The sequence below is a fragment of the Pseudomonas sp. SDO55104_S430 genome (genome assembly GCF_054070595.1).
This window is the reverse complement of sequence record NZ_JBSVXG010000321.1, coordinates 1-4,916: the sequence shown is the minus strand read 5'-3', so window position 1 is coordinate 4,916 and position 4,916 is coordinate 1. Positions and strand designations below refer to the sequence as shown.

Annotated in this window: 4 protein-coding genes; all 4 read left to right on the top strand. The window is 62.2% G+C overall.

Features of this window, described 5'->3' with window-relative positions; all coding sequences use genetic code 11:
* Positions 1 to 311 precede the first annotated feature (311 nt).
* The 4 genes from fae to ACW9JE_RS28530 all read left to right on the top strand — a co-directional run bounded on the left by fae (position 312) and on the right by ACW9JE_RS28530 (position 4,832).
* On the top strand, positions 312 to 824 hold the full coding sequence (gene fae / locus ACW9JE_RS28545; RefSeq protein ID WP_175379020.1) for a formaldehyde-activating enzyme: 513 nt from the start codon (positions 312 to 314) through the stop codon (positions 822 to 824).
* Positions 825 to 834: 10 nt separating this feature from the next.
* Positions 835 to 1,869, top strand: a complete 1,035-nt coding sequence (locus ACW9JE_RS28540; protein WP_224542023.1) for an aldo/keto reductase — start codon at positions 835 to 837, stop codon at positions 1,867 to 1,869.
* Positions 1,866 to 3,302 (top strand): NAD-dependent succinate-semialdehyde dehydrogenase, encoded by a 1,437-nt coding sequence (locus ACW9JE_RS28535; RefSeq protein ID WP_224542022.1) that lies wholly within the window; start codon positions 1,866 to 1,868, stop codon positions 3,300 to 3,302. The genes ACW9JE_RS28540 and ACW9JE_RS28535 overlap by 4 nt, the downstream gene beginning before the upstream one ends.
* Before the next feature lie 165 nt (positions 3,303 to 3,467).
* Entirely contained in the window at positions 3,468 to 4,832 is a 1,365-nt protein-coding gene (locus ACW9JE_RS28530; RefSeq protein WP_224542020.1) for an MFS transporter, read from the top strand.
* Positions 4,833 to 4,916: the final 84 nt, after the last annotated feature.

Sequence of the window (4,916 nt, the reverse complement as noted above, 5' to 3'; positions counted from 1 at the left end):
ACAAAGGTTTGACTGATACACCATCGCGAGCAGGCTCGCTCCCACAGTTTTCAAGGGTATGACCAGAAGTCATACCCCCATGATTTTTTATGGTTACAGCCCCGCAAACCCCCAGTGTTAAAAAATCGCAAACCAGCTCATCAACGACAAAAAAGAGCGTTTGCAACCATGACTAATCATCACTGCCGCGTCCCCGCCAGCTCCCTGCTGCGCTCTTCGAATCCCGACTTCTGCCACGCCGTGCCCCTGGCCCGCGTGCGCTTCTGATCACCCAAACAAATCCCTCTGCGTCCTGACAAGAGTAACGACACATGAAAGAACTCGACCTGTACATCGGTGAAGGTTTCGAAGGCCCAGGCGTGAACGCCGCGCACATCAACATCCTGATCGGCCCGCGCAACGGCCCGGCAGGTCAGGCGTTCGCCAACAGCCTGGCTTCGCCAAGCCAGGGTCACTGCCCGTTCATGGTGATCGCCCAGCCGAACATCCCGGTCAAGCCGATGACCCTGTACGTCAACAAGGCCGCCATCACCAGCGACCTGCACGGCAACGCCACCTGGGGCGCGTCCCAGGCCGGTATCGCCAAGGCCGTTCTGGAAGCGCTGCTGGACGGCACCCTGCCGCCGGAAGCCGAAGACGAGTGGGCCATCGTCACCGCCAACTGGGTCAACCCGTCCTGCGACGACCTGGATGCGGTGTACCTGAACAACTACAACGCCTGCCGCACCGCGATCCGCGCCGCCCTGACCGGCAAGCCGGAAACCGCGCAGCTCAAGGATGTGGTCAACCACATCGCCAACCCTTTCTACACGCCAAAAGCCTGAGGTCCGCGCCATGCAATACATCCGTTTGGGCAACTCCGGCCTGGAAGTCTCCCGCCTGTGCCTGGGCACCATGAACATGGGCACCCCGGACTGGAAACCGTGGATCTTCGATGAGAAGAAAAGCGAGCCGATCGTCAAGCACGCGCTGGACAACGGCGTGAACTTCATCGACCTGGCGGACTTCTATTCCGCAGGCGTCGGCGAGGAAGTGGTAGGGCGCATCGTCAAGCGCCTGGCCCGTCGCGAAGACCTGGTGATCACCACCAAGGTCGGCTACGGCACCCGCACTGGCATCAACGCCAGCGGCCACTCGCGCAAGCACATCATGGACAGCATCGACGCCTCGCTCAAACGCCTGGACATGGATTACGTCGACGTCTTCATGCTGCATTACTTCGACGTGAACACGCCGGTCGAAGAGACCATGAGCGCGATGAACGACATCGTGCGTTCCGGCAAGGCCCGCTACATCGGCGTGTCGACCATGCTCACCGGCCAACTGGCGAAGATCCTCATGGCCTGCGAGCGCAATGGTTGGGTCAAACCGATCAACATGCAGCTGCAACTGAACTGCGCCTACCGCGAAGAAGAACGCGAAATGATCCCGTTCTGCCGCGATCAGGGCCTCGGTGTTTCGGTGTTCAGTCCACTGGCCCGTGGCCTGCTGACCGGTGACGTGCAGTCGACCCGCAACCAGACCGACTTCTTCACCCAGCAGATGTACAGCGACGAAGCCTCGTTCGAAATCGCCCGTTCGGTGCAGCGCGTGGCCCGTGCCCGTGGCGTCTCCAACGCGCAGATCGCCCAGGCCTGGGTCGCCAATCATCCTGGCGTGGATTGCATGCTGGTCGGCGCCGACACCACCGAGCAGTTCGACAGCGCCCTGGCGGCTCTGGAAACCAAATTCGACGCCGAAGAACTGTACGAACTGGAGCGCAACTACACCCCGTGCGACGTGATCAACGATTACACCGCCGGCAAACGCATCCTGCGTTCGGCCCGTCCGGGCACCGAGCGTTTCAACCTGACCGAGGCGGTGGCATGAGCGATTTGATCCGTCACGGCAATTTCATCGATGGACAATGGTCTGGCAGCAACGGGGCGACGTACCCGGTGCTTAACCCGGCCACCGGTGAGCTGATTGCCGACGTGCAAAAGGCCGGCGCCGAAGAAACCAATCTGGCGATCGAAGCCGCCAACCGTGCCTTGCCGGCCTGGCGCAAGCTGACCGCCAAGGAACGCAGCCAGCGCATCAAGCGCTGGGGCGAGCTGATGCTGAGCAACCAGAAGGACCTGGCCACCTTGCTCAGCCGCGAGCAGGGCAAGCCGCTGGCCGAAGCCATGGGCGAAGTGGTCTATGCCGCCAGCTTTCTGGAGTGGTTCGCCGAAGAAGCCAAGCGCGCCTATGGCGACGTGATCCCGAGCCACAAGGCCGATGCGCGCATCGTCGTGGTCAAGGAAGCCATCGGTGTGGTCGCGGCGATTACGCCGTGGAATTTCCCGCTGGCCATGGTCACCCGCAAGGTCGGCCCGGCACTGGCGGCCGGTTGCACGATGATTCTCAAACCGTCGGAAGAAACCCCGCTGTCGGCCTTCGCCCTGGCGGTGCTGGCCGAGCAGGCCGGCATTCCGGCCGGTGTGTTCAACGTGGTCTCCGGTGACGCGGTGGCGATCGGCGGCGCGCTGCAAGCGTCCGGCATCGTGCGCAAGCTGTCGTTCACCGGTTCCACGCGCACCGGCAAATTGCTGATGCGTCAGGCGGCCGACACGCTGAAAAAGATCTCGCTGGAACTGGGGGGCAACGCGCCGTTCATTGTCTTCGACGACGCCGACATCGACGCCGCCGTCAAAGGCGCGATGGCCTCGAAATTCCGCAACACCGGCCAGACCTGCGTCTGCGTGAATCGCTTCTTCATCCAGGACGGCGTGTACGAAGCCTTCACTGGCAAGCTCGCCGAAGCGGTTGCGGCCATGCGCGTCGGCAATGCCCTGGAAGGCGAAACCGAGCAGGGCCCGCTGATCAACGCAGCCGCGTTGGCCAAGGTCGAGTCCCACGTCAGCGACGCGGTAGGGAAGGGCGCCAAGGTCCTGTGCGGCGGTCGCCGTCACGCTTTGGGCGGTACTTTCTACGAGCCGACGATTCTCGCCGAAGCCAGCAGCGACATGCTGATCGCCCAGGACGAAACCTTCGGCCCGGTGGCGGCGTGCTTCCGTTTCAAGGACGAAGCCGAAGTGCTGCAACGCGCCAACGACACGCCGTACGGCTTGTCGGCCTACTTCTACAGCCGCGACATCGGCCGCGTCTGGCGCATGGCCGAAGGCCTGGAAGCGGGCATGGTCGGCATCAACGAAGGGATTATTTCCACGGAAGTGGCGCCCTTCGGCGGCATCAAGGAATCGGGCCTCGGTCGCGAAGGCTCCAAGTACGGTCTGGATGACTACCTGGAAATCAAATACCTGTTGATGGGTGGCCTCTAAGCTCACCCACCCCCTGTAGGAGCGAGCACGCTCGCGATGGTCGTCAACGATAACGCGGGGCATCTGATGCCCAGCGGTGTTCTGGAGTCCATCGCGAGCATGCTCGCTCCTACAGGGATTTACTCGGTTTCATTTCTCCGTCAATAACAAAAATTGGAGACTTACATGTCCGTACAACCGGTAAAAATCGACGACCTGCCCATCGGCCGTTTCCACATCAAAATCGCCGGCCTGACCTTCGGCGCCCACTTCACCGACGGCTATATCCTGGGCCTGATCGGTATCGCTTTCACTCTGCTGAGCCCGCAGATGCAGCTCGATGCATTCTGGCAGGGCCTGATCGGCGCTTCGGCATTGATCGGCCTGTTCCTCGGCAGCCTGTTCTTCGGCTGGATTTCCGACAAGGTCGGCCGGCAGAAAATCTTCCTCGTCAGCTTCGTGCTGATCACCATTGCCTCGGTGATGCAGTTCTACGTCGAATCGGCGATGGCCCTGTTCTTGTGCAGGGTGCTGATCGGCATCGGCCTGGGCGGTGACTTCAGTGTCGGCCACGCCATGCTCGCCGAGTTCGCGCCGAAGAAGCACCGGGGGGTGCTGCTCGGTTCCTTCAGCGTGATCTGGACCTTCGGTTACGTCGCCGCGACCTTCGTCGGCACCGCCATGCTCAGCCTGGGCGACGATGCCTGGCGCTGGATGCTGGCTTCGTCGGCGATCCCGGCTGCGCTGATTCTGATTGCCCGTATCGGCACTCCGGAATCGCCGCGCTGGCTGGTCAATCAGGGACGCGTCGCGGAGGCCCGTGCCATCGTCAAGAAGTTCCTGGGCGAGCACGTCGAGCTGGACGAAACCCGCTCCACCGAAACCCGCTCCGGCTACGCCGTGCTGTTCAGTCCCGAGTACCGTAAGCGCACCGCGTTCAACTGCCTGTTCTTCGTCTGCATCGTGATGCCGTACTTCGCCATCTACACCTTCCTGCCGTCGATTCTGCAGAAGATGGGTCTGGCCGAAGGCTTCGGCACGGAGCTGATGCTCAACATGCTGCTGATCCTCGGCGCGCTGATCGGCATCTGGTGCACCATCAAGTTCACCCGTCGTGGGTTCCTGATCAACTCGTTCATCATCCTCGCCATCGCCCTGTTCCTGCTGGCGGTATTGCCGAGCAGTGCTGCGGCGCTGATGGTGCTGGTGTTCGGCCTGTTCACCCTGGTGCTGTCGGCGGTGAGTAACCTGGTGGGCGTGTTCCCGGCCGAGAGCTTCCCGACCGAAGTTCGCGCCAGCGGCATTGGCCTGGCTACGGCGGTGAGCCGCCTGGGTTCGGCTGTCAGCACCTTCCTGCTGCCGGTGAGCGTGGCGGGCATCGGTCTGAGCCCGACCATGGGCATCCTCGCGGCGATCCTGGCGATCGGTGCGCTGCTGTCCTGGGCCTGGGCGCCGGAGACCAAGTCGCTGACCTTGAGTCAGGCATGCAAGGCGCAGAGTCCGGTGGAGAGTGGTTCGGCGGTGTCGGCTAAAGCGGCTGCATCGATCTGAAGAACCCCATAGATCCAAATGTGGGAGCGGGCTTGCTCGCGAAAGCGGTGTGTCATTCGACATCAATGCAGCTGACACGACGCC

What these genes read in the sequence shown, in the direction of transcription:
- fae (WP_175379020.1), top strand. Translation starts at nt 312, where the DNA reads ATGAAAGAACTCGACCTGTACATCGGTGAAGGTTTCGAAGGCCCAGGC.
- ACW9JE_RS28540 (WP_224542023.1), top strand. Translation starts at nt 835, where the DNA reads ATGCAATACATCCGTTTGGGCAACTCCGGCCTGGAAGTCTCCCGCCTG.
- ACW9JE_RS28535 (WP_224542022.1), top strand. Translation starts at nt 1,866, where the DNA reads ATGAGCGATTTGATCCGTCACGGCAATTTCATCGATGGACAATGGTCT.
- ACW9JE_RS28530 (WP_224542020.1), top strand. Translation starts at nt 3,468, where the DNA reads ATGTCCGTACAACCGGTAAAAATCGACGACCTGCCCATCGGCCGTTTC.